At 34.0% G+C, this 25204-nt stretch carries 25 protein-coding genes and 1 tRNA gene; 2 read left to right on the top strand and 24 right to left on the bottom strand.

Annotation, left to right across the window (positions count from 1 at the left end):
* Positions 1-5: 5 nt before the first annotated feature.
* The 22 genes from AC1RPW_RS00560 to lepB all read right to left on the bottom strand — a co-directional run bounded on the left by AC1RPW_RS00560 (position 6) and on the right by lepB (position 21631).
* Positions 6-671 carry an ABC transporter ATP-binding protein gene (locus tag AC1RPW_RS00560; RefSeq protein ID WP_481761055.1) on the bottom strand — a complete coding sequence of 222 codons (666 nt, stop codon included), beginning with the start codon at positions 669-671 and terminating at the stop codon, positions 6-8.
* Positions 672-1631, bottom strand: coding sequence for an ABC transporter permease (locus tag AC1RPW_RS00555; RefSeq protein ID WP_481761056.1), 960 nt, complete (start codon positions 1629-1631; stop codon positions 672-674).
* Between the two features lie 225 nt (positions 1632-1856).
* Complete coding sequence (locus AC1RPW_RS00550; RefSeq protein ID WP_481761057.1) at positions 1857-2804, bottom strand: hypothetical protein; 948 nt, start codon at positions 2802-2804, stop codon at positions 1857-1859.
* Positions 2805-2925: 121 nt separating this feature from the next.
* Positions 2926-3258, bottom strand: coding sequence for an AzlD domain-containing protein (locus tag AC1RPW_RS00545; RefSeq protein WP_409021810.1), 333 nt, complete (start codon positions 3256-3258; stop codon positions 2926-2928).
* A 2-nt stretch (positions 3259-3260) separates the two neighbouring features.
* On the bottom strand, positions 3261-4040 hold the full coding sequence (locus tag AC1RPW_RS00540) for an AzlC family ABC transporter permease (RefSeq protein ID WP_481761058.1): 780 nt from the start codon (positions 4038-4040) through the stop codon (positions 3261-3263).
* Positions 4041-4136: 96 nt separating this feature from the next.
* Positions 4137-5522, bottom strand: a complete 1386-nt coding sequence (locus AC1RPW_RS00535; protein ID WP_481761059.1) for a TrkH family potassium uptake protein — start codon at positions 5520-5522, stop codon at positions 4137-4139.
* A 74-nt stretch (positions 5523-5596) separates the two neighbouring features.
* Positions 5597-5833: a hypothetical protein gene (locus tag AC1RPW_RS00530; protein ID WP_409021814.1), complete on the bottom strand. Its 237-nt coding sequence runs from the start codon at positions 5831-5833 to the stop codon at positions 5597-5599.
* Positions 5834-6007: 174 nt separating this feature from the next.
* Positions 6008-8866, bottom strand: coding sequence for a YhgE/Pip family protein (locus AC1RPW_RS00525; RefSeq protein ID WP_481761060.1), 2859 nt, complete (start codon positions 8864-8866; stop codon positions 6008-6010).
* Between the two features lie 185 nt (positions 8867-9051).
* Positions 9052-10404 (bottom strand): serine hydrolase, encoded by a 1353-nt coding sequence (locus AC1RPW_RS00520; RefSeq protein WP_481761061.1) that lies wholly within the window; start codon positions 10402-10404, stop codon positions 9052-9054.
* Between the two features lie 53 nt (positions 10405-10457).
* Positions 10458-11621, bottom strand: coding sequence for a sensor histidine kinase (locus AC1RPW_RS00515; RefSeq protein ID WP_481761062.1), 1164 nt, complete (start codon positions 11619-11621; stop codon positions 10458-10460).
* 13 nt (positions 11622-11634) lie between these two features.
* Positions 11635-12321, bottom strand: coding sequence for a response regulator transcription factor (locus AC1RPW_RS00510; RefSeq protein ID WP_409021818.1), 687 nt, complete (start codon positions 12319-12321; stop codon positions 11635-11637).
* Positions 12322-12462: 141 nt separating this feature from the next.
* Positions 12463-12666, bottom strand: a complete 204-nt coding sequence (locus tag AC1RPW_RS00505) for a hypothetical protein (RefSeq protein ID WP_481761063.1) — start codon at positions 12664-12666, stop codon at positions 12463-12465.
* Between the two features lie 240 nt (positions 12667-12906).
* Positions 12907-14394, bottom strand: a complete 1488-nt coding sequence (gene guaB, locus AC1RPW_RS00500) for an IMP dehydrogenase (RefSeq protein ID WP_481761064.1) — start codon at positions 14392-14394, stop codon at positions 12907-12909.
* Between the two features lie 163 nt (positions 14395-14557).
* The gene (locus AC1RPW_RS00495) at positions 14558-15316 is read right to left on the bottom strand and encodes a DUF1129 family protein (protein WP_481761065.1); all 759 of its coding nucleotides are present in this window, start codon (positions 15314-15316) and stop codon (positions 14558-14560) included.
* A gap of 29 nt (positions 15317-15345) precedes the next feature.
* Positions 15346-16446 (bottom strand): redox-regulated ATPase YchF, encoded by a 1101-nt coding sequence (gene ychF / locus AC1RPW_RS00490; protein WP_481761066.1) that lies wholly within the window; start codon positions 16444-16446, stop codon positions 15346-15348.
* A gap of 22 nt (positions 16447-16468) precedes the next feature.
* The gene (locus AC1RPW_RS00485) at positions 16469-16669 is read right to left on the bottom strand and encodes a DUF951 domain-containing protein (protein ID WP_409021822.1); all 201 of its coding nucleotides are present in this window, start codon (positions 16667-16669) and stop codon (positions 16469-16471) included.
* 13 nt (positions 16670-16682) lie between these two features.
* Complete coding sequence (locus AC1RPW_RS00480) at positions 16683-17564, bottom strand: ParB/RepB/Spo0J family partition protein (RefSeq protein WP_409021823.1); 882 nt, start codon at positions 17562-17564, stop codon at positions 16683-16685.
* Positions 17554-18321, bottom strand: coding sequence for a ParA family protein (locus tag AC1RPW_RS00475; protein ID WP_409021824.1), 768 nt, complete (start codon positions 18319-18321; stop codon positions 17554-17556). Before AC1RPW_RS00475 ends, AC1RPW_RS00480 begins: the two co-directional genes overlap by 11 nt.
* A gap of 6 nt (positions 18322-18327) precedes the next feature.
* A complete protein-coding gene (gene noc / locus AC1RPW_RS00470; protein ID WP_481761067.1) occupies positions 18328-19176 on the bottom strand; it encodes a nucleoid occlusion protein in 849 nt (282 codons plus the stop codon).
* Between the two features lie 18 nt (positions 19177-19194).
* Positions 19195-19929, bottom strand: a complete 735-nt coding sequence (gene rsmG, locus AC1RPW_RS00465; RefSeq protein ID WP_481761068.1) for a 16S rRNA (guanine(527)-N(7))-methyltransferase RsmG — start codon at positions 19927-19929, stop codon at positions 19195-19197.
* A gap of 99 nt (positions 19930-20028) precedes the next feature.
* The gene (gene rihA, locus AC1RPW_RS00460) at positions 20029-20979 is read right to left on the bottom strand and encodes a pyrimidine-specific ribonucleoside hydrolase RihA (RefSeq protein ID WP_481761069.1); all 951 of its coding nucleotides are present in this window, start codon (positions 20977-20979) and stop codon (positions 20029-20031) included.
* 49 nt (positions 20980-21028) lie between these two features.
* Positions 21029-21631, bottom strand: a complete 603-nt coding sequence (lepB, locus tag AC1RPW_RS00455) for a signal peptidase I (protein WP_481761070.1) — start codon at positions 21629-21631, stop codon at positions 21029-21031.
* A gap of 477 nt (positions 21632-22108) precedes the next feature.
* Between lepB and AC1RPW_RS00450 the strand changes: the two genes are divergently transcribed.
* Both AC1RPW_RS00450 and AC1RPW_RS00445 read left to right on the top strand, forming a co-directional pair.
* On the top strand, positions 22109-23557 hold the full coding sequence (locus AC1RPW_RS00450; protein WP_481761071.1) for a C40 family peptidase: 1449 nt from the start codon (positions 22109-22111) through the stop codon (positions 23555-23557).
* A 452-nt stretch (positions 23558-24009) separates the two neighbouring features.
* Positions 24010-24082 (top strand) — tRNA-Ala (locus tag AC1RPW_RS00445).
* 80 nt (positions 24083-24162) lie between these two features.
* Here AC1RPW_RS00445 and AC1RPW_RS00440 read toward each other — a convergent pair.
* Together AC1RPW_RS00440 and AC1RPW_RS00435 are read right to left on the bottom strand one after the other, a co-directional pair.
* Positions 24163-24483 carry an ArsR/SmtB family transcription factor gene (locus AC1RPW_RS00440; RefSeq protein WP_481761072.1) on the bottom strand — a complete coding sequence of 107 codons (321 nt, stop codon included), beginning with the start codon at positions 24481-24483 and terminating at the stop codon, positions 24163-24165.
* A 10-nt stretch (positions 24484-24493) separates the two neighbouring features.
* Entirely contained in the window at positions 24494-25093 is a 600-nt protein-coding gene (locus AC1RPW_RS00435) for a cadmium resistance transporter (protein WP_481761073.1), read from the bottom strand.
* Between the last annotated feature and the right edge of the window lie 111 nt (positions 25094-25204).

The raw sequence follows: 25204 nt of genomic DNA, 5'->3' as shown, positions 1-25204 counted from the left end.
AAAAATCATTCTTTTGTGAGCTGTCCATCTCGCATAAAAAATGTTTGGTCTGTATATGCCAAGACATCTTCATCATGTGAAACCATAATAATCGTTTGTCCCGTCTTTTTAGTAATATCGGCTAGCTGGGCTGCAACTTGCTTCGCTCTTTTGCTATCTAAGCTTGCCGTTGGCTCATCAGCAAAGATGAGCTCCGGTTGCCCAAATAATGCTCTAGCGATTGCAACGCGTTGTCTTTGACCACCTGAAAGACTAGCAGGATATTGATTTCTTTGGTCCCATACACCTAAGTCACGTAACATCATTTCGGGATTACGACTTTCTTTTTTAGTTTTCATTTTATTGACTAATTCAAATTGTTCTAAAACGGTTAAAAATGGGACTAAATTAGACCCTTGTAAAATAAACCCAAATTCATTAAATCGTAACCTAGTTCGCTCTTTTTCGCTTAATTGTCCGATCTCTTGATCTTTAAAATAAATTGTTCCATCGGTTAATCCTTGTAATCCACCCATAATGGTCAGCAACGTTGTTTTTCCAGATCCTGATGGACCTGTCAAGCCAATAAACGTCCCTTTCTCAACAACTAAATCAATATTATCAAGAGCCAACTTTTTATTATCACCTTTTCCAAATGTTTTAGAAACATCAGATAATTGCATTAAACTCATTTAGACACCTCCAATTGCATCAAGTGGATCAACACGTAATATTTTAAAAATGGAGAATAGTGATCCTAGAATGATCATCAATAATAAGATAACCGAAAATCCTACGACTAAGAAGACATTATTTAAAAATGGGACGGCAGCTGGTAACGATAGCGCTGTTGCCACATCTGCAATAATACCCAATCCAATTCCTAGTAAACCTAGTAATGACGACTCCCAAATTAAGCTTTTAACCAAAGTCCCACTAGAAACTCCTTGTGCACGTAACACGCCATAAACGGCTGTTTTTTCAATGGTTAAAATATACATAAAGATACCTACGATAAACGCAATAATGACAAATAAGGCGCCAATCATTAACGTAAAGGTCTTCACTTCTGGACCATATCCCGGTATGTTGTTAATCACCTTGTCCATTGTTAATGTCGCTAATTGTTGATCTTTTTTAATTTTAGCTGAATTTTTTAAAACAACTGCATTAATTTTTTCAGTCGGATTGTCCGGGCCATAACGTAACGTTTGATAGTCAGCTAATTGTAAATAGACAACTGGTGCTGTTGTGTATTTATTACCCGTCGTTATCCCCACTACTTTATATTCTTGTTTCGCATTATTAATTTTTATTTTTTGGCCTAATTTAGTGGCATCTAATCCATTATCAACAACTACTTCGTTAACTTTCTGCGGCATTCTGCCTTGAACTAATTTAGGCTTCAAAAATTGATTAAATTGAACTCCAAAAACACTAATATTAGCTTTTGGTTCGTTTTTCCGACTAGCAACGCCCATCATTTGACCTAAATAAGCGTAGTCTGATTTTGACCCTGAAATCTTAGGAAGTGAGTCTTTTTGTATCTCGGAAGATGCCAAATTATTATTCGCATACTGACTGATAACAATGTTATCCGCATCCCAATTATCAATTGAAGACCGATTATTGTTCGCAAGCCCAAAAGCCAATCCCGTTAAAAAAAAATGAGATATGAAACTAAAAAGATGGTGAAAATAATCAGACCATACCGAAGTTTATTATATTTAATCTCTTTAACAGCTAAGTACATGTCATATTCCCCCTTATTTCTACTATATAATAACTTTGCACCAAATTAAAAGTAAACGTTTTCAGTGGAGGTTAAGAAAAAAGCATAATCCTAAAATTTAGAATCACACTCTTAAAATACTAATTTATTTGTAATCTCGCGCTGCAATAGCTTTAACACTTGTTGTTTCTTTAACAGCCTGTTTAATAATTTTTACAACATCTGAATCACTAAATGAGTTAGGGTTAACACCAGCAAATTTAATTGAGTCTCGTGCTGCCTTAATACGTGATGCTGTAATTGCTTTACCGTTACCATCTACTATGTTAGATGAACTTGTTGTATATTCATTCGAACCTGAATACGATGATGCAGCGGCTTGTTCTTCTGACGTCAACGTAGCTGACGAATTGTTTTTTATTTCTGGTATACTATACTCCGACCCATAACCACTACTTTTAGATGATGGTGTTGAACTTTTCGAACTACTTGAAGAACTGCTTGAAGAACTACTTGTTGGGTAGCCAATCGTTGCCAAATTCTTATCATTTTTTTGTTGTAAGTCTGTTGCTTTTTTCTTTAAATCTGAGTAATAATTTTTATCAATACTACTATCTTTTAAGATTTCAGTTAATTTATCGTTTGATGCTGTGTAGCTATATTCTGTATTTAAATTCATTGCTTCATTATATGTTTTTATGAATAGCGCACGTTTTTCAAGAACCGTTGTTAATTCTTTTTTCAAATTTGTTGCTCGTTTTTTAATGACTGCTGATCCATCATGATCCGCTAGCACGATGCTAATTGCATCCTTTGCTTTACTATACTGACGATCTTCAGTTTTGTTAATTACTGCCTTGTAATGTGTCACCTGTGTCTTGTAAGCTTGTGCAGTCGCATCATTTGATTTCTTTTTTAAAGCGACATCAAAATAATTTTCTGCCTCAGTATATTCTGCATCTTGAATCGCAGTTTTACCGTTCTTCATGGCTGTATTATAATTTTTATTTGCTTCTGCATGTTTCGTTAAACCGTAGCCACCAAACATACCTACTATAACAACTGCAACTAATCCCCATACCCATTTTTTCATTTTAACCACACCTCTTATCCCTATATTTATATCGCTGTTATTATATCATGGAACATCCTTCAACCGTTATTCAAAATAAGAATTTAGTCCCTGAGAGAAACTAAATTCTTATTTACTTAATTTATAATATAAGTGACAACAGCATAATAGCGCAAAGTCCAAGTACAACAGATAATCCCATTGATCTCGTACGATATGCGATTGCGAATACAACCACAGCCGCTATTAATTTTGTGACGTTATCTACGCCCACAAATTGAAAACTTGAATCAATAAAAAGGTCTTTAAAAACTAATGCTGAAAATAACGCAACGGGTACATACTTCATCCATTCATTAAACCATTCTGGGATTTCTCGAGATGAAAAAATTCGTAATGGAATAAATCGCGGTAAATATGCAACAATTGCAGATAAAATAATTAATAAAAAATGATCCATTGTTGTCATTTCCATAGTTAACTTTCCTCAGAAACTTTAGACTTTCTACTTATTGTATGTCGACTTGCTTTTGGTTTAATCGTATTTAATAATTTATTTCGTTTACCTTTTCTAACAATTTCATGTTCAATAATAAATCCAACAAAGGAAGCTAGTAAAGTTGCTACAACTAATCCCATCGTACTTTGGAACAATGACATGAAAATAATTGCTAAAATACCTGAAAGAATACTAATAATAATTGTGAGATAATTTTTAAGTTGCATGACTATCATGTAAATAAATAATGAAGTTAATGCAAATTCAACAATGCTTAAATTAATTTTTAACCCAGCACCAATTAAACTACCTGCAATATTACTCATCGTCCAAAATAATAATGAATAATGTTCAACCATCAAGGCATCTTTTGGTTTCCATTCTTTATCTGTTGCAAATTTTAAATAGTTTACTGCGTAATTTTCATCGTTTAGTGATGCCGCAAATATGTATAAAAACTTACGACTAGTTCCTCGAATGTACTGTGACAAACTAGCACCTAATAACGCATACCGTAATTCTAAGAAAAATAGCATAGTAACAATTGAAAGAATTGGCGACTGAATCGTCAACATTGATGCAATTAAAAACTGTGCACCACCTGAAAAGACAAGTATGGAAACTAATCCTGCTAATATCGTATTGAAGCCTGCTGCATGCAACAAAATACCACATGCGAGTCCAATTGGGACGTAACTCAGGCAAAGCGGCATCGCAATTTTAAGAACTGTGAGCCAGCGTTTCTCTGTTTCTTTCACGATAGTCCTCCAATAATATAAAGTTGGTTTAACGATATAAATTATAGCATACATCTGTTTCTTAATACTCATTATTTAGTAACTCTAATCAAAAAGTTATCCAATAATGATCTGTTCTGATGGAAAACGATACTTTTCATCCCGTTCTTTTTTCGAAACAAAGAATATTAACATGTATAACATCCCTACGCGTCCAACAAACATCAAAATAATAATGACCATTTTACCGATAATGCTTAATGAACTGGTAATTCCCGTTGATAATCCCGTCGTTCCAAAAGCAGAAGTTACTTCTACAATCAGCGAAATCAACGAATGATTCTCCGTAATACTTAAAATAAAGACCGCGATTAAACACATAAATATCGATAGGTTAACAACTACTACTGATTTTTGAATATCATTTTCATGAATCCTTCTATTAAAAATATTCACATTCTTATGTCCACGAATAAACGATAACAAATATAATCCTAAAATCCCAATTGTTGTTGTTCGAACACCACCACCAACTGAACTTGGACTAGCACCAATAAACATTAACATAGAAAAAATCAATAAGGTTGTCGTATTAAAATCACTAATTTGATTAATTTGTAGTCCGGCATTACGCGTTGTAATACTATAAAACATAGCTGTCATAACTCTCTCAACGAAATCCTTATGTGCAAAATAACCATTATGTTCAGATAAGAAAATTAATATTGTTCCAATAAAGAAAAATCCAATCGCAAAACTACCTGCTAATTTTGTAAATAATGAAAATCTAAATTTTTTATGTCCTGGTTTGAACCACGTAACCTTGATCCACGCTAAAATTTCAATAATAACGGGAAATCCTAAACCACCTATAAAAATTAAAATCATAATTAAAAATAAAAAGACGTAATCTTTCGAATAAGGGATAATAGATTTCCCAGTAACGTCAAATCCCGCATTTGTTAACGCAGATATTGCAATATAAAAGCCATCAAAAATTGACGCAGCTAGATGTTCAAAGCCATCACGTACATATAAATAAATTGAAAATATCACACCAAAAAAAGCTTGAATCCCTAGCATAATGCCGAAAATTGAATAAACTAAACGAACATTTCCACTTAAATGCGGTTGATTCATATCAGTTTGAATTAGCCTGCGTTGTTGCAACCCAATGCGTCGACCAGCAATTACCATAATAAACGTTGAGAGCATTGTTATACCAAAACCACCTATTTGAAAAAGCATTTCTAGTAAGATGATACCGTTATTGTTATAGACTTGCTCTAACGGAAATGTGGTTAATCCTGTAACACTAACCGTTGAGACTGCCATGAATATTGTATCAATAAATGGCACACTAGCACCAGGTTGTTTGAAGAACGGAAGGCATAATAAAATACTTGTTACTACAATCAATGCTAAATAGTAAAAGACAACAATTTGTACGGGAGAGGCCAACAAACTAGCTTTATCTAGATATTTCTGGATCCACCTATTCATTCTGACTTCCCCCTTTTAGTTTAATTTAAAAAAAGAGATTAGCGCTAAGTACGCACGCTAATCTCTAATCCTGATTATTTAATTAATTCTAATCCTGCATAACTAACAACAATTTTATGTTTTAATTCTTCAGCTGTTTCATTCTTAATAAATTCCTTATCGAATTTAATAATAGCCGAATTTTTTAGTTGTTTTTCAACGACACCAGTAAAGAACTCGTTATTTGTTTCAAAACTAACACGTGTATCAGCTGGAAATGGAATTCCTTTTTCGTTAACTTCAACATTTTTTTCATCAAAATGACTTAACATAATTTGGCCTCCTATTGTTTTAAATATTAATAGTAACAGTATACCGCTTTTTAGTTATTATTACGACCATTAGGACTAAGATTAAGAACCTCAATTTAATTAACCCATTCTAAATATATTCAATCAAAAAAATAGAGCCCGCAAAATTAATTTTGCGTAACTCTATTTAATAATCTATTTTTCTAAATCTTGTAATTTTTGATTATCATCTAATTGTGATTTACCAGCAAGTCCAACTCTTTGAAGAATTTGCATAGCAACCCATAATAGAACTAATGAAACGATAGCGAAGATTGCAAGAACAAATACGCTCATGCCAATTTGTCCACTAACCATTCCAGAAGTTAATGACTCACGGAACCCTAAGGTTGAGTATGTCATTGGTAAGAATGGATGGATGGCATTAAAAAAGCTATTCGTAACTTCCATTGGGAACGTACCACCAGCGCCACCTAATTGTAACATCAAGAGAACCATGGCCACGAATCGACCAGGATTATCAAATGCCATAGCAAGTGCCATAACAAGATACATCGATGTTAACGAGAATACTGTTGCAATTAAGTAAGTTTCAGCAATATGGTCTGCTTGTAATCCAAACATAAGCATCCCTGTAACTTCAACAAGTGCCATACCAAGGGCAACGACAGTTCCAATAGCAACTTTACTCCAGAACCAAGCTGTTGCTGATTGACCTTCAGTTGAAATTTTACGGATTGGGAATGCAAAGTTAAAGACGATTGCCCCAACGTATAATGCAAGTGAAAGAACATATGGTGCTAAAGCATGTCCATAGTTAGGAACATAACTGTAATTCTTATGTTCCAATTCTGAAGGTGCTGCAAACATATTAGCTGTCTTGTTAGTTGCTTTAATTCCATTAACTGTATCTGATCCTGTTTTAAGAGCAGTAGCTAATGTTTTTGACCCTTTTTTAAGTGATTTAGAACCATCACCTAATTTAGCTGAGTTATCATCTAATTTTTGAGTCCCTGCAGCTAATTTATCAACTCCAGCAACAAGTGTTGGTACTTGTTCATTCAAGCTTACTAAACCATTTGATAATGTACCTGAGCCAGTAGCTAATTGACTAACTCCTGATGTCAATGTTGGTACTGATCCATTCAATGTTGATAATCCAGTACTTAATTGACTCGAGCCTGATACTAAGGCACTGTTGTTTCCAATTAATGTTTTAGAACCATTATTAGCACTTAATACACCTGCAGTGTATTTTTGTACACTTGGAATTAAGCCAGGAGTTTTATCTGTACCATTTAACCCAGCCATAATTTGACCTAATCCAGCATTTAGTAAGTCTGTTGCTTGGATAGCACCATAAGGACTTTCCTTTGTGCCAGAACCTGTCTGCGTTAAACCAGTTTTAACAGTATTTAATCCAGCCATTAGTTTATCAATGGCTTTCTTAGCACCTGCTGTTACTTGTGGTTCTTGAGCAGATAACTCGGCAACACCCGCCTTTAATGCTTGTAATTTAGGTAGTAATTCTTGAATAGCTGCTAATTCTTTTTGAATCGATTTTAATTTGTCACCGTTATCAGTCAACGGTGTTGTCATATCAGATAAATCTGTTTTAATTTTTGTTGTATTATTACCTGATGCTGCTAAACTTGTGCCAGCAGTTTGAAGATTACTTCCTAATCCATTAACAGAAGCAGCAATACTTTTTGCTAACGTTGGATTAGATTTCTCTAAAGCTGCAAAATCAGGTGATTTTACAAAGGTAACTAAAGCACCCATATTACTTTGCGCATCCTTAAGTTGTGCAGCAACACTGGATGCGTTAGTTGTACTATAAAGACTATTATTTAATTCACTCAATTGTGAACCAGCATCTGTTGCTTTAGCGGCAACAAGTTTAGTATTAGCTCCAATTTGAGTTAAATCGGCTGTTAATTTTTTAGCATCAATATTAGGCGCATTTGTGCCATTTAATTCAGAATTCAACTTAGAAATTCCTGAATCTAATGCTGTAAATCCAGCCATTAATTTTGCCATTTCAGCTTGTGAATCTGGACTATTTAATTGTGTATCTAAAGTTGCAGCAGACTCCTTCAAGCTTTTAGTTAACGATTGGTTACCCGCTTGAACTGTTGTAATACCACCTCTTAAGGTAATTATTCCATCATTTAATGCTTGAGAATTTGAACTTAATTGACTCAAACCACTATTTAATTCAGTAACTCCATTAGTATAACCTTTTACACCACTTGCTAATGTTGTTGAGCCAGTATCTAGTTTCGATACACCTGAAGCTAATGTACCTGTACTATTATTAAGTTTTGATAATCCAGCACTTAAAGAACCAGCGCCTGTTGCTAATTTTTGAACACCATTTTTTAATGGAACAACACTAGTTGAAAGTGTTTGAACACCATTATTAACAGTTCCTACACCAGTAATGTAGCTATTTAAGCCATCATTCAATGTTACTGTACCATCAGACAATGTTTTAGAACCACTTGCAGCTGTCTTAAAGCCTTTACCGATTGTTTTAACTTGGCCGAAAATAGCTGTTGCATATGCTTTCGTGACTGATTCACGAATTTGGCTATTTAATTGTTTTGCTGCTGTTTCACTGATAACTTCACCAATGTAGTTACGAGATGCATTAGTATCGTACGTGATTTTCATCTTTTTAGGATTTGTATCCATTAAAGTTGCAGCATTTGAAGAGAAGTTTTTAGGCAACGTAATTGTTGTATAGTACTTGTTGTCTTTCATTCCTTGTTTTGCTTGTTTTGCAGAAACGAATGTCCACTTCAATTGGTCATTATTCTTCAACTCTTTTACAAGTTGATCACCAACATCCAATGTCGTTCCATTATATTTAACAGATTCATCGTTATTAACGACTGCTACTGGTAAATCACTTGTTTTGCCATATGGATCCCAAACTGATTTCAAGAAGAAAGCAGCATACAGAATCGGAATAAGCATCATAACAATTGTTGAAACTAGAAGTATTCTATTCTTTCCAACAAATTTAAATTCATTCTTAATCATTTTCATTAAAATTGGTGCCCCCTAAATTAATTATTTCTACTATAAAATTTTATCGATACGTTATAATATACATCAAATGTCCACGAACAACAAATTTTTATTTTCTTTTTAATGTTTTTTTAATCTTACACGACTAAATTGCCCATATAGACAAAAAAATCACCCTAGAAATCAGAGATGATTTTATTGATTTAAAATAAATTTCCAAAGAAGTTAGTAATTGCACGCCACATAATAACAAAAATGTTAGCTTTTTCAATGGCATCTTTATTCGTTCCTGTAACAGAAAGTGATTTTTTGCCATCAACATAAGATAACGCATTATCTTTACCAGTTAATTTAAGCGTTCCAATATCACTATTAGCCTTAATTGGGGCTTCTAATCCTGTTTTCTTAACTAAATCAGTATTTTCTGATACTTTAGCTGAAATAATCGACTTAACTGTTTCGCCTTTTTTCAACCAAACTTTTTGATTAGATTTAAGCATAACTTTAGTTGTTAATTCTTTACCATGAAATACAGGTAAACTATCGGCGTTTTTAAATATTGTACCAGCCTTGATTGTTTCCACGTTGAACATGTCAAATACATATGACATTATTTTTTGTGTATCTGTAAAACGACTTACATCCGTTTCACTCTTGTGTGATGATCCTAAAACGACCGTAATAATTCGATGACCATCTTTTTTTACAGTTCCTGTAAAACATTCACCAGCTTTGTCAGAAGTACCTGTCTTCAATCCATCAACAGGTAATTCTGTATATGCCTTAGCTAAACCAGGTAACATCCAGTTCCAGTTTTCCATTAGTGTTTGGTCAGATGTTCCTTTATCGAAATATTTACGTTTGATACTTGTTGTTTTTAATACTTCTGGGTACTTTTTAAGTAAGTTTTTAGCAACAATTCCCATATCTTTGGCAGTTAATTCATTTTCATCTGATGCGGCTGAACCGGGGTATCGATCAGCTTTACTGATATCGCTATTAGTTAAACCAGAAACGTTATCAATCTTAGCATCTGTAATTCCCCATGACTTAACCTTTGCACGCATTAATGTTACGAAATCTTTTTGCGATCCCGATACTTCATGAGCAAGTGCCATAATAGCCCCATTTGCTGAGTAAATTAAACTAGCATCATACAGTTGTTTAACTGTGTATGATTTCGTTTTACTCAACGGAACGTTTGATAATGATGTATCCTGGCTAATTTTATAAGAATCGTTATCAATCTTAACTTTTTGATCCCAAGTTAATTTACCACTTTTAATTTGATCTAAAATAACATCAATCGAAATTAATTTTGTCATTGATGCAATTGGTAAAACAGCATCAGCATTTTTTTCATAGATTACTTGTCCAGTATCTGCATCAATTGCTAAAGCAGCTTTAGCTGTTAAATTAATAGCGCTTGAACTGGTTGTTGCAGCTGATACAGATTTAACCTCATCTTGAAGTCCCATTGCTGAAACCCCAGTAAATAGTGCTGCCCCTGAAATAAGCCCAATTACGAATTTCTTTGTACGTTTTAAAAATATCATTTTCTCTTTACCCTCTTAACTTCTCTTATTCATTTAAGAATACCCAATAATAGCTATTCTTGCAACTGTTCTTCTTGCTTTCTAGTTAATTTTATATTCTTACCCAATGGTAAATGAATAACAAAACTAGTTAGCTCTTCATTTGAGACAACATATATGTACCCACCGTGGAGCGTGACAATACTTTGAGCAATGGCAAGCCCTAATCCAGTTCCGCCCGTTTTTTGTGAACGAGATTCTTCCACTCGGTAAAACCGATCAAATAATTGATTAAGTGATTGTTCAGGTATTTTAGGGCCATCATTAGTTACTTTTACGATAACTTCCTGACCAATTTTTTCTGCTTCTAAATAAATATGTTTACCGCCTGCCCCATATTTTAAGGCATTTGATATTAAATTATTAAAAACACGGCCTAATTTTTCAGTATCAGCTTCCATCATTAACGGGTTAGGGTTCGTATTGCTACTAATTGTCATTTCTTTATTTTTAGCTTCAAGTTCAAAACTAGCTGCCAATTGTTCTAACATTTGATTCATATCAAAATTAATCGCATTAATTGGCGTCGACGTCTGTCGCACTTTTGTGTATTCAAATAAATCTTCTACTAAAACCTTCATCTGCTTTGATTTCACAAATGCTGTATGTGTGTAAGATAGTAAATCTTCTTGCGAATTATATTGATTATCTTCTATTAAACCTAAGTAACCGATAATTGATGTCAATGGTGTTCGAATATCGTGACTAACATTGGTAATCAGCTCATCCTTTGAATTCTCAATTCGACGTTCTTCTTCCATTGATTCAATCGTACTTTGAACCAAAGCATTAATACTTGAAACGACCCGCGCCATATCACCTTGTAGTTTAAAAGGAATTTGATGATCGTAATGACCGTCCGCAATATAATGCAATTCTGAAATAACATGACGTAACTGCATTTGATGATAACGTCGAATTAGTCGCCAATAGAGCACGACAACGTCCACAATAAGCATGAACGCAACAAAAACATTCCCCCAACTCCAGACATTGAAATCATTCGGCCCAAAAGTTAATGCCGTCTTAATTTGAAAAATACCATTCTCAAGTCCTGGGTTTGAAGCAATCGTCTGATTTAATAGAATAAAAATTGATAAATTCAGTAAAATTAATAGAATAATCGTGATGAATCCTTCCGCGATTAATTCACTTTTTTCTCTACCAGTTAATTTCAAAAATAACCCCTCACTAATGCATTTCTATCTTGTATCCAACGCCCCAGACGGTTTTGATAATATCATCACCGTTTGTTGCTGCTTCAATTTTATCACGTAAATGGCTCACATGGACCATTACTGTTTTGGCAGAAATAATTGATTCTTGTTGCCAAACTTGTTCAAAAATATCATCCGCAGAGTACACATGATTTGGATGTGAGGCTAATAAATATAAAATACCGAATTCTAAAGCAGTTAATTGAATATCACTACCTTCAACTGTTTGAACTTCATGAGAATCTTTTTTAATAATTAGCGGTCCTATTTCAAGTGCAACATCAGGTGCCGGATTCGAGTTTTGGCTACGACGGAGTAATGATTTAACACGTGCCATAATTTCTAATGGGTTAAATGGCTTAACAACATAATCATCAGCACCTGTAATCAGTCCACGAATTTTGTCCATATCTTCTGTTTTAGCAGAAACCATTAATATTGGAATTTCTGAAGTTTTACGAACCTCTTTAATGACATCCATTCCGTTCATTTTAGGCATCATAACGTCGAGAATCATTACACCGATTTCTGGCATTTCTTCTAATTTTTCAATCGCTTCAAGTCCATTTTGAGCAGTAATTGCTTCGTAACCTTCATTTTTTAAATAAATAGAGATTAAATCAACGATTTCTTTTTCATCATCTACAACTAAAATTTTCATTGGATATCTCCTGACTTTTCTTTACTTATAGTATATTGTATCAAATATCACACACGATAACTTTAAAGAATTGGTTAAATCTACTTAATCTAAGTAGTACAAAAAAAGCTTTCGTAAAAAACGAAAGCTTTCCATTTTTTATTATCCACGTTCTAATAAGTAGTTAAATAAACCGCCCATTGTTTTATCTGATAACTCAATCTCTTTACCAGATTCCGTTACTTTAGTAATTTTATAATAATCTTCAAACTCAGGTACTTCCAATTGCATCATCGCAACAAAAGCTGCTGCCGTTTTATAAGTTGCTTGTAGCTGTTCCCCATGAACGTAATCAATAATTAACATATTCGTAACCCCCTATAATATTTATACTCGTAGTGTAGTCTATAAATTTAAATACTTCCACAATTGATACTTATTTTTAAGTAAATTAATATTTCTAACTAATGTCGTATTCCTTTTACTGTATACAATGATTTTGCATCAAATCATGATTAATCATTAGAGTCTTATTTATAATTTAAAACTCTCCATTAAAAAAGACGTAACTTCTTTCATCTGAAAGAAATCACGCCTTTTTAATTATTATTTAACTGAGTAATTAGGTGCTTCTTTGGTAATTTGAACATCATGTGGATGTGATTCAATTAAACCAGCACCTGAAATTTGAACAAATTGTGCGTCATCTTGTAATGCCTTCAATGTTCCAGCACCAACGTAACCCATACCTGAATGTAAGCCTCCAACCATTTGGAAAACAATATCAGCTAAACTACCCTTGTATGATACACGACCTTCAATACCTTCTGGCACTAACTTATTAGCTTCATTTACGCCACTTTGGAAGTAACGATCAGAAGAACCATTTGATTGTTCCATAGCTGCTAAACTTCCCATACCTCGGTAAACTTTGAAACGACGACCTTCATAAATTTCAAATTCACCAGGAGCTTCATCAGTTCCAGCTAACATACTACCTAACATCACAGCGTTACCACCGGCAGCAAGGGCTTTAACGATATCACCAGAGTATTTAATACCCCCATCAGCGATGATTGTTTTACCATATTCACGAGCTACTTCAGCAGCGTCATAAATAGCTGTTAATTGCGGAACACCAACACCAGCAACAATCCGTGTTGTACAGATTGATCCAGGTCCTATTCCAACTTTAACAACATCAACGCCAGCATCATAAAGGGCACGAGTTGCTTCGCCAGTTGCGACATTACCTGCGATTAAAGTTGCTTCTGGGAATTGTGCTCTGATTTCAGTAATTTTACGGATAACACCGGCTGAATGACCATGAGCAGTATCGATAACTAAAGCATCAACACCAGCATCTAGTAAAGCTGTAGCACGTTCAAATGTATCACTTGTAACACCAACAGCGGCAGCAGCAAGTAAGCGGCCATGTTCATCTTTAGCTGCGTTAGGAAATTCAACAACTTTTTCGATATCTTTAATTGTTATTAAACCAGTTAAACGACCATTTTTATCAATGATTGGTAATTTTTCAATTTTATTTTTTTGGAGTATTTTTTCAGCTTCTTTAAGCGAAGTACCTTCCGCAGCTGTTACTAATCCTTCTTTAGTCATAACACTATCAATTAGGACTGACATATCAGAAACAAAACGTAGATCACGATTCGTAATGATACCAATCAATAAGCGATTTTCTAATGTTTCAACGATTGGAACACCACTAATACGGTAACGTTTCATCAATTGTTCAGCATCTGCAACAGAATGTTGCGGTGTTAAATAGAAAGGATCAATAATAACGCCACTTTCAGAACGTTTTACTTTTCTGACTTCTTCAGCTTGTTGTTCGATACTCATATTTTTATGAATAACACCTAAGCCACCTTGGCGAGCCATAGCAATCGCCATTTTAGAATCTGTAACAGTATCCATGCTAGCACTTAAAATTGGGACATTTAATTTGATATTCTTAGCTAATTGTACACTGATATCAACCTCGTTCGGTAATACATGACTTTCTGCAGGTATTAACAACACGTCATCAAAAGTAAATCCTTTTTTAACGAACTTCGTTTCCCAATTTGACATTTTAAAACCAGCTTTCTACTTTTATTTTGTTTACTAACATACCAGATAAACTCAACATTGGTCAAGGTTATCGTCCGATTCTTATTAACCTATAATCGTTTTTAACTGTAACAAAAAAGAGTTCAAAAATTTTACCTGAACTCTTTTCAAGATATCAATCAATTTAAAACATTGTTCGGTTGATATTATAGCGACGTTTAACGTAAATTCTAACTGCAAATGCGATTAATGCAATTACAAGATAAACAGGGGCTGGCAACAATGCATTAAGTGGTCCTGGAATCAATGCCACTAACATGTAGGCAAGAATCCATACTGCAAGAAAGGCTACAAATACTAGTAATGTAACCCAGAAAGCTGGTTTGTCTTCTTTTTTGACGTTTGGGCCATATTTTTTGTAGAAGAGCGCTGCTCCAATACCACCCAAAATTGATGTGATTAGTAGTGTTAATAATCCACCAGCACCAGAAGCTTCTGCTTGCGTACTTGTTTTACTCATTAATCCCATAACACCGTACATACCAGCAAAAATTAATAACATCATCAACCCATTATCTAAAGCTGTTAACCAAAAACTACTTGTTGGTTCTGCAGCTTTTTTCTGTGGGCCCATAATGATATCAGTTGCTTTTGTACTAACAGGACCATATAGTTTAGTTGCTGTTACACCTTTATGCTGTTCGGTGCGAAGTTCTGCAACAATTTCACCAATGACCGTATTTCGTTTTTCATCATTAATTTTTGAATCTTTCAAAATACTATTTAAACGGTAAACATAATCTTCATTACGCTTCGTTAATCCCGCAAAGGGTCCTTTATCCTGTAACTTCGTTTCTTTTTCTAAATGTTCTTTTTGTTTTGCTGCAGCTGTCGCATTTCTCTCTTCAACTGATGTTTCTTCGACTTTGTTTTCTTCTGACATGACTAACAACCCCTACTGACTTATTTTATTTAGACGTTAAATCTGAACTCAATAATATCGCCATCTTGTACGACATATTCTTTACCTTCGGAACGTAAACGACCAGCTTCACGAACTGCTGCGACGCTTCCATTTTTATCTAAATCAGCAAATGACATTGTTTCAGCACGGATAAATCCACGTTCAAAATCTGAATGGATAATTCCGGCAACTTGAGGTGCTTTCATCCCTTGTTTAAAGGTCCATGCTCGTGTTTCGGCACCACCAGCAGTAAAGAAAGTTGCTAAACCTAGTAATTTATAAGATGCCCTGATTAAGCGATCAAGTCCTGATTCTTCAACACCAGCAGCTTCAAGGAAATCAAGTTTATCTTCATCATCTAGTTCAGCAATTTCTTCTTCTGTTTTAGCAGAAACGGCTAAACATTCTGAACCTTCTTCTTTTGCAAAGGCTTCAATTAATTTTACATACTTATTAGCATCTGGGTCAGCCATGTCATCTTCAGCAATATTAGCGACATAAAGAACTGGTTTGTTCGTTAATAAAAACATACCTTTAACATATTTTTCTTCTTCTTCATCAAATTCAATTGAGCGAACGGCATGTCCAGCTTCAAGAACTGGTTTGATTTTTTGTAAAATACTGAATTCAGCCAACGCATCTTTATCTTTTGTTCTAGCCACTTTTTCAACTTTAGCATAACGTTTTGTCACACTATCTAAATCTGCAAAAACAAGTTCTAAGTTGATTGTTTCAATATCGTCCATTGGATCCACTTTATCAGAAACATGTGTGATATTATCATCGTCAAATGCACGAACAACGTGCACAATAGCATCAACTTGACGAATATTTTCTAAAAATTTATTACCAAGTCCTTCACCTTTACTTGCGCCTTTAACAATACCGGCAATATCCGTAAATTCAAAAGTTGTATGAATAATTTTTTTAGCAGGGACTACTTCATCGATACGTGCTAATCGTTTATCTGGAACTTCAACCATCCCAACGTTTGGATCGATTGTCGCAAATGGGTAATTAGCCATTTCCGCGCCTGCTTTTGTAATTGCGTTAAATAAAGTTGATTTACCTACGTTTGGTAATCCTACGATTCCTGCCGTTAATGCCATAATTAGACGTCACTCTTTTCATTTATTTTGTATTATCTTCTGTTGTTGCTTTTTCTAACATTTTTTTCATCTTTTTTTCAAATTCTCGTCTAGGTAATAGAATAAGGTGCCCGCATCCTAAACACTTAATGCGAATATCCATTCCCATTCGCACGATTTCCCAGCGGTTAGTCCCACAAGGATGTGGTTTTTTCATTTCAACAATATCATGTAAGTCATACATACTGACTAACCTCCTAGTCTAGTGAAATATCAAGTAAGTCCAAAATACGGTTCAAATCATCCGTTGATAAGTAGTCAATTTCTATCTTACCTTTATGATTTTTTTTGCTCTGTTGGATAGAAACTTGTGTTCCAAATTTTTCTTTTAACAAGTTCTCACTTTGTTGAACATAAATTGATTTTTCAACTTCGTTCACTTTTTTAGTATTCTTTTTAATTTCGCCGTTCATTTGGGCAATTACTTTTTCCAACTCACGAACAGTTAGATTTTCTTTAACTGTTCTTTTAGCTAATGCCCCAATTTTTTGTTTATCTTTAAGTGACAGCAATGTTCTTGCTTGACCCATCGATAACTGATCAACTTGGAGTAATTCTTTAACTGAGTTGGGCAATCCTAATAAACGCAAATAATTAGCAATATAAGGACGACTTTTGCCTAATCGCTCTGAAACTTGTGACTGCGTTAAGTTTAATTTTTCCATCAACATGTTATAAGCTTCTGCCTCTTCTAAAGGAGACAATTCTTCACGTTGTAAATTTTCCAAAATAGCAACTTCCATCATTGCTTCTTCTGTCATCGTTCTAATAATTGCAGGGACATCTGTTAGTCCTGCTAATTTAGACGCACGGAAACGACGTTCTCCTGCAATGATTTCATAACCCTTAATGACTGATTCTCTTACAATAATTGGTTGGAAGACACCTGATTTTTTGATAGACGCAGCTAATTCTTTTAGGGCATCTTCATCAAATGTTTTACGAGGTTGGTAAGGATTAGGGCGAATTTCAGCTAAGTTTAAACGAACAACAGATTCTTTTGTATCATCATATTGATCAAGTTCATCCTGAAATAACGCGTTAATCCCTTTTCCAAGACCTTTTTTATTATTTACCATGCGCTTTTAACACTTCCTTTGCCAATTCCATATAGACTTGAGCACCCTTCGACTTAGGATCGTAATCAATAATTGCCATCCCATGGCTAGGTGCTTCAGACAAGCGGACATTTCGCGGAATAATTGTCTTGTAGACTTTTTCTGCAAAATATTTTTGCACCTCAGACACAACTTCTGCGCCTAAATTTGTACGTGCATCATACATTGTCATTAAAACGCCTTCAATGGCTAAATCTGGATTAAAATGCTTTTGAACTAAACGAATTGTGTTAAGCAATTGGCTTAAACCTTCCAAAGCATAGTATTCACTTTGAACAGGAATTAAAATTGATTTACTAGCTGTAAAGGCATTAATTGTAATCAATCCAAGTGATGGCGGGCAATCTATTAAAATATAATCATACTGATCTTCAATTGTTTTAACGGCATCCAATAATCTTGTTTCACGAGCCATTTGCGGTGTTAATTCAATCTCAGCACCAGCCAATTGAATGGTTGCCGGAACGATATCTAATCCTTTATGACTAGTAGCTAGAATTGTCTCCTTAATTGGAAATTCATTAACTAAAACATCATAAATATCTTTTTTTATTGTTGATTTTTCAATACCAACACCACTTGTTGAATTTCCTTGAGCATCCGTATCTATTAATAAAACACGCTTGCCTAGCTCGGCTAAACAAGCGCCTAAATTCACACTCGTTGTTGTTTTACCAACGCCACCTTTTTGGTTTGCTAATGAAATAACAATTCCCATGTTTGATTAACCCTCCTTTTTTGATTCAATCACATCAATAATAACGCGATACCCTGAATCAGTTTTTTCTTGTTTTGATTTAATCGTTACACCGTTATTTTCTATAACTTGAACCGCTTGTTTTAGGGTATTAATCACTAATCTTTTATCAGGATTACCTTTTTTCGTGTTTTTCTTTTCAGACACTTTTGATTCTGGTTTAATTTTATTAGCTGAAATTAACTTTTCGGTTTCTTTCACTGTTAATTTCTCTTTTAAAATACGTTTTAATAATTTTTTTTGATTGCTAGCTGATAAACTAACCATTGCTCTTCCGTGACGTTCGGATATCTGTTGCGCCATAATGGACGTTTGTACGTCATGTTCTAATTTTAATAAACGCAATTTATTAGCAACAAATGCTTGGCTTTTACCCATATCTTCAGCTAATTTTGACTGTGATAAGTGGTTTAAACTCATTAGTTTACTGTAGGCCTCTGCTTCTTCAATTGCTGTTAGTTCCTCACGTTGTAAATTTTCAATTAGTGCCATCGAAGCCGCTTGGTCGTCGTCCATTTTCTGAACAATTGCCGGAATTTTTTTCCATCCTAATGAAGATGCTGCCCGAAAACGACGTTCCCCAGCAATAATCTCATATTTTCCAGTCTCATACTCTCGCAAAATAATAGGCTGCAATAACCCGTGTTCTTTAAGGGTTTGTGCTAATTCATCAATTTTTTGATCATCAAAGACACGACGAGGTTGGAAGCGATTGGGTACAATAGTCGTAACAGAAATGTCACTAACCTTCGTTTGATTCGTTTCATCTTCTTGTTCTTGTTGATTTTTACGATTTCCTAAAAATGAAAATGCCATTTTCCGACGACCTCCTGACTATATCTTATTTACAAGTGGGGTACGTCCAGGTACACCCGCTTTTCTAGGGTATTTTTTAGGACTTAATTTGACTTTATCAACGACTAATAGATGACGTTCGTCATCTGAAATTGGTAAAGTAAATTCATGATTAGCCACAACTTGACCACCTAAAAGCTTGATAGCATATTCGGCATCGACTAATTCTTCGTCCATTTTTTGAGCTTTGAGAGCGATAAATTGACCATTTAATTTAACTAAAGGTAAGCACAATTCAGATAGTACGCTCAATCTTGCAACAGCACGAGCTGTCACGATATCATATTGTTCTCTATATAAACTTTTTTTACCTGCAAATTCTTCAGCACGATTATGAAAAAAAGCAACCCCTGTAATATCTAATTTGTCCGCCAATTCATTTAAAAAGTTGATACGTTTATTCAACGAATCAACAATAGTCACCGTTAATTGCGGAAAAGCAATCTTCAGTGGAATTGAAGGGAAGCCGGCACCTGCGCCGACGTCACAAATAGATAAGGGCTCGCTTTGTATTTCTTTTGAATAAAAAGCAGGCGTTAAAGAATCATAAAAATGTTTCAAATAAACGTCTGATTTTTCTGTAATAGCAGTCAGATTAAGGTTTTCATTTGTCATTACTAAAAATTCATAGTATGTTTCAAATTGTGCCATTTGTCTGTCTGTTAAATTAATGTCTTTTTCAGCTAATGCTTGACGAAATTCTTCTGGATTCATATGACTGGCCCTCCGTTATTTGTGAAACAAAACGATGTTTCACGTCCTGTTTAACTTTAACGTATTTAGGCCAGAAATACAAGCCAACTGTAAGATTCTCTATCCTACTAATTTATCAAATTTTTTAAGTTTTGAAATTAATAATTCGACAAATTTTGCACGGTCAATTGATAGTAAGACTTCTGTATTTTTTTCTAATCCCAATAAATCAAATTTATCAACGATTGTCTCACCTTTAGTAAGATCACCATTCACCTCAACATCAACATGGTACTTTTCACTTGTGAATAATTCAGGATGTAACATCCAAGCAATTGTACAAGGGTCATGTAATGGAATACCGTCGAATCCCCATTTTTCTTGACCATAGTAAATACCATAAAATTTCAATAACCCGTAGGCTGATTGCGCTACTTTATTATTAATCTTACCAATTTCTTCAATTTCAGAATCTAAAATTTGTGCTTGATGAGTTAAGTTTAATCCAGCCATAACCATTGGAATAGAGTCATTTAAAACCATTTTTGCTGACTCTGGGTCCACGGCAATATTAAATTCTGAACCAGGTTTAACATTTCCAACATCCGTTGAGCCACCCATAAAGACAATTTTTTCAATTTTATTTTTTAATTCAGGATAGACAGCTAAAAATAGTGCCATATTCGTCATTGGGCCCGTGACAACCATTGTAACTTTTTCAGCACTTTTAGATAATGTTTCTGCAATTAACTCAATTGCTGTTAAATTAGTTGCTGGAATTTCAGATTTAGGTAACTCTGTTCCATCAACACCAGTATCTCCATGAACGGCATCGGCAATCATTAATTCTTGTAGTAAAGGTTTTTTATTTCCACTAGCAACTGGAACATCTGTCCGTTCCATCAATGTTAGTAGTCGACAAGCGTTATCAAATGTTTTATCAGGTGTTTGATTTCCAGCGGATGTTGTCACCGCACGTAAATCAAATTCTGGTGAAGCAATAATCATCATTAACGCTAATGCGTCATCATGTCCTGGATCACAATCTAAAATAATTGGTGTTTTTGTCATAATAAAATCTCCTCTTCAATCGAATTATTTTTCTGCATTTTTAATGCAATTAATAAATATATTTATGATCAGCCTTATTAAAATTCCAGAATGGTACTTTTACAACACCTTGAATTTTCGACTTATCAACGAACCCCCAGTAACGACTATCATTAGATACTGAACGATGATCTCCTAGAACAAAATATTTATCTGAAGGTACTCTGATAGCTGAAGTATCTTTAGCCCATTGATTATCTACAGCCAATGACTTGAATGTCCAGTTTTTAGCATTTATGTTCTGAACCCTTGTCCCTACTGTTTTTTGATAAGTTGAAATATAAGGTTCTTCAATTTCTTTACCATTAACATAGACATGATCATTTTTAAATTCTACTGTATCACCAGGCATTCCAATAACACGTTTAACATACTCTTGACCCTCAGTTGCATCAGGATCTACGCCGTATGCATCAAAAACAACAGTACTAAAGCGCTTAATATCAATAACTTTAACAACAGCAACATGCTCATTATTAACTAAGTTAGGTTGCATCGATGGCCCATCAACACGTACCATTGTGACAACAAATGTTTTTAAAAGCATCGCGATTATTAAACCGATTGCAATCGGTATAATCCAACTCATTATTTCTTTAACTATTCTTTTCATATTTCCACCTAATCATTATATTTTTTATCCCCTTATTTAGTTAATTATACGCCAACTATTTAAGGACTTTCAATATCCAATAATTCAAATGATACCAGACAATGAAATCCCTTTCTATTAAAACTTAAAATTTCATTTGCAACCATGTAAAACGACTGGTATAGTTTTAATTAGTTCTAGTAGTATAGAAACATAAGGTTTCTGTAATATCTTTGTAACATCGGGGGGCAATATATTTTAATTTAAAATATATTGAAAGTGTTCTAAACCATTATTGCACATGGGATTTACTAAATTAAATAAATTATAAGTTAAATACATAAATCATCATTATCATTGATATATAAACATTACTTAGTATATATTACAAAATCATGCTAAGTTGTAATAGTTTTTGTATTTGATTGCAACACTAACCGGTTACAATAGTTACTGTAGTATAAATCCAATAAAATAAGAAAGTAGATGTGACTCAACTTGAATAACACACTTAAATCATTATTACTCGGTACAGTTGGTACCGCTGGCCTCCTTCTTGCATCTAACGCAACTGCTGATGCAGCAACAGTTAAAGTTCAAACAAACGATACTGTTTGGGCTTTTTCTCAGAAGTATGGCGTTTCAATCAAAACAATCGAAACTTTAAACAATATTGACGCAAATTCTCATATTATTGTAAGTGGTCAATCATTAAATATTCCTGAAAAGGATAGCAACGCTAAAGCAAGCTCAACACAAAAAAGTACTTCAGCTAAAACAAGTACTATCGTTACTACTAATACTTCAGTAAATAAAACATCCGTTACTGTTAAAAATGGTGATTCATTATGGTCAATCGCTAAAGAAAATGGCATTTCAATCTCAGCACTTCGTTCGGCTAATGGATTTGCTGATAACTCAGCACTTATCTTACCCGGTCAAAATTTAACATTAACTGGTTCAAAAGCGGTAGCTGCAAGTACTACTGTTACTCCCGCTAAAGTAACACCAGCTAAAACTGTTAAAGTAGAAACAAGTACTGCTAAACCAGTTGCTACAACTCCTAAAGCAGAAGTAAGTGCTGCTAAATCAGTTACTGCAACTCCTAAAGTAGAAACAGCTACACCTAAAGCAGCATCTACTACAAATAATAAGACTGTTACTGTTAAAAACGGCGATTCATTATGGTCAATCGCTCAATCAAACGGTATTACTATCTCAGCACTATGTGATGCTAATGGTTTATCTTCTAATTCAATGATTAACCCTGGCCAAACATTAAACTTAACAGGTTCAATGGCTAAAGTAGCTTCTACAACTGCTGAAAAAGTTGTTACACCTGCAAAAGCTACAACAACACCTAAAGCTGCTGTAACTTCTAATGCTACTTCAACACCTAAGGCTGCTACAAGTTCTAATACTGCTTCAACAGCTAACACTGCTGTTGCAAGTTCTAATACTACTTCAACAACTAATACTGCTGCTGCAAGTTCTAATACTACTTCAACAACTAATACTGCTGCTGCAAGTTCTAATACTACTTCAACAGCTAATACTGCTGCTGCAAGCTCTACAACACAAACAGCAAGCTACTCAGCAAGCAAAGTTATCTCTGTTGCTAAAGCATACATAGGTACTCCTTATGTTTGGGGTGGATCAACTCCTTCTGGTTTTGATTGTTCAGGATTCACACAATATGTATTCGCAAAAGTTGGTATTAACTTAAACCGTAATACTATTGGACAAGAATCAAATGTTTCTAAGAAATCAACTGCTGCTGCTCAACCTGGAGATTTATTATTCTGGGGAGCTCAAGGTTCTACATACCATGTTGGTATTTACTTAGGTGGTGGCCAATATATCGCTGCTCCAGAACCTGGTCAAAATGTTAAAATTGGTGCATTAGCATATTACCCTGCTTCATTTGCTGGTACTGTTAATAAATAATATTATGAAGGTCCCACTCACTAAGTGAGTGGGACCTTTTTTTATGGATTTTAATATATAAAGTATTCTGGTTCGGAATCTATAAAAGTTGCTAAGATTGGAAATAAGTCCGTTAGAAATCTGAATTTTATTATTTGTTCCTTCTAAAAGAGTATTAATCGAATAATTATTAATGTTTGGAAATATCTTCACATCACGCCATCATAAGATTATGTCTGCTATTTAAAAACAAAAATCTTATACTCTTCGGCTTATTCATCATTAATCAAAAACTGGTATTTAATGCTTTTTACCCTACTATTAACAAGTGATATTTGAAACCTTTTATCTTTAAAAATCGTTACTCATTTTAAAATGTTTCATGTGAAACATTTTAAAATGGCATAAATACATAGAAGCAAAACTAACTTTTTCTTTTAATTTTGGCTATTTGGTGTATTATAAAGCTATTCGGGCCCTTAGCTCAGTTGGGAGAGCGTCTGCTCCGCAAGTAGAAGGTCGACGGTTCAAATCCGTTAGGGTCCATAGTAACCACTACAGATTTTAAAAATCAAAAAAGAGATTAACTTCAATTTGAAGTTAATCTCTTTTTCTTACGTTTCTATTTAATAAGGTTTTCCATTTGCAACGTGTTTTGCATGTTGCAACAGCGCTGTCATAGTTTCAATAATATGCGGATCGTCAATTTGATAGTACATTAACTTTCCTTCTCGTCTCTGACTAATTATTTGATGCGTTTTTAATAAACTTAATTGATGAGATAAGTTTGTTTGTTCAACATTAAGTATCTTTGATAATTCAGTTACATTATATTCATGTTGTTCCAATAAATAGATTAATTGTAATCTTATTCGATTATTCAATAGCTTAGTTATCATAATTGATTCATCAAGTTCACTTTTTGGAATTTCATTGTACGGTTGCATTATTTTCCTCCTACATAAAGTGCTGAATAGTACCACTTTCTAATAATATATATAGACCTAAGAAAACATAAACAATTAGAGTGATTAAATTACCAAAATTTTGAAAAAATTCTTGGATTTTAGGTAAATTAGTAATCATTTTACTCAACCATGTAATGATACATAAGAATATAAAAAATAGCATCAGTACAATAGGTACATCCCTAATAGATAATGTCGTGAAAAATGGGACGTAGATAGCAAGATTATCTGGTCCACAAGTTGCAATAGTAATCATAATTACATTTAAAATTATGCCTTGACCCGGTTTTCCTAATTTCTCCCGGACCTCATTACCCTCATCTTCATCACTAAAATACATTTTTATACCCATTATAATCGGAATAAGTCCCAAAAATCCTAAGATCCATTCTTCAGGAATCAGTTTTAACCAAAAGGCAGCAATCAAACTAACTGCTATAAGCGTCCCACTACCAAGTAGCTCTCCTATAAATATTAATTTTTCTTCATGTTTATTTTTATACTTAGCAAAAATAATAATTAGAATTAAAAGATAATCGATATTTGTTGAAATGAATGCGAGTACAGTTGAACCTAATAGTGTGACCATTATAGCATCTCCTCTATATGATATATTATTCATATGATATTTTGTTCATGTGAATAATATATCATATGTTAACGTCCATGTAAACGGTTAAATATAAATTTATTAGTACCT

Source organism: Dellaglioa sp. CoH-55-MRSF-8 (assembly GCF_056782195.1).
The sequence above is the reverse complement of the archived record's forward strand: the minus strand, read 5'-3'. Positions and strand labels throughout refer to the sequence as shown.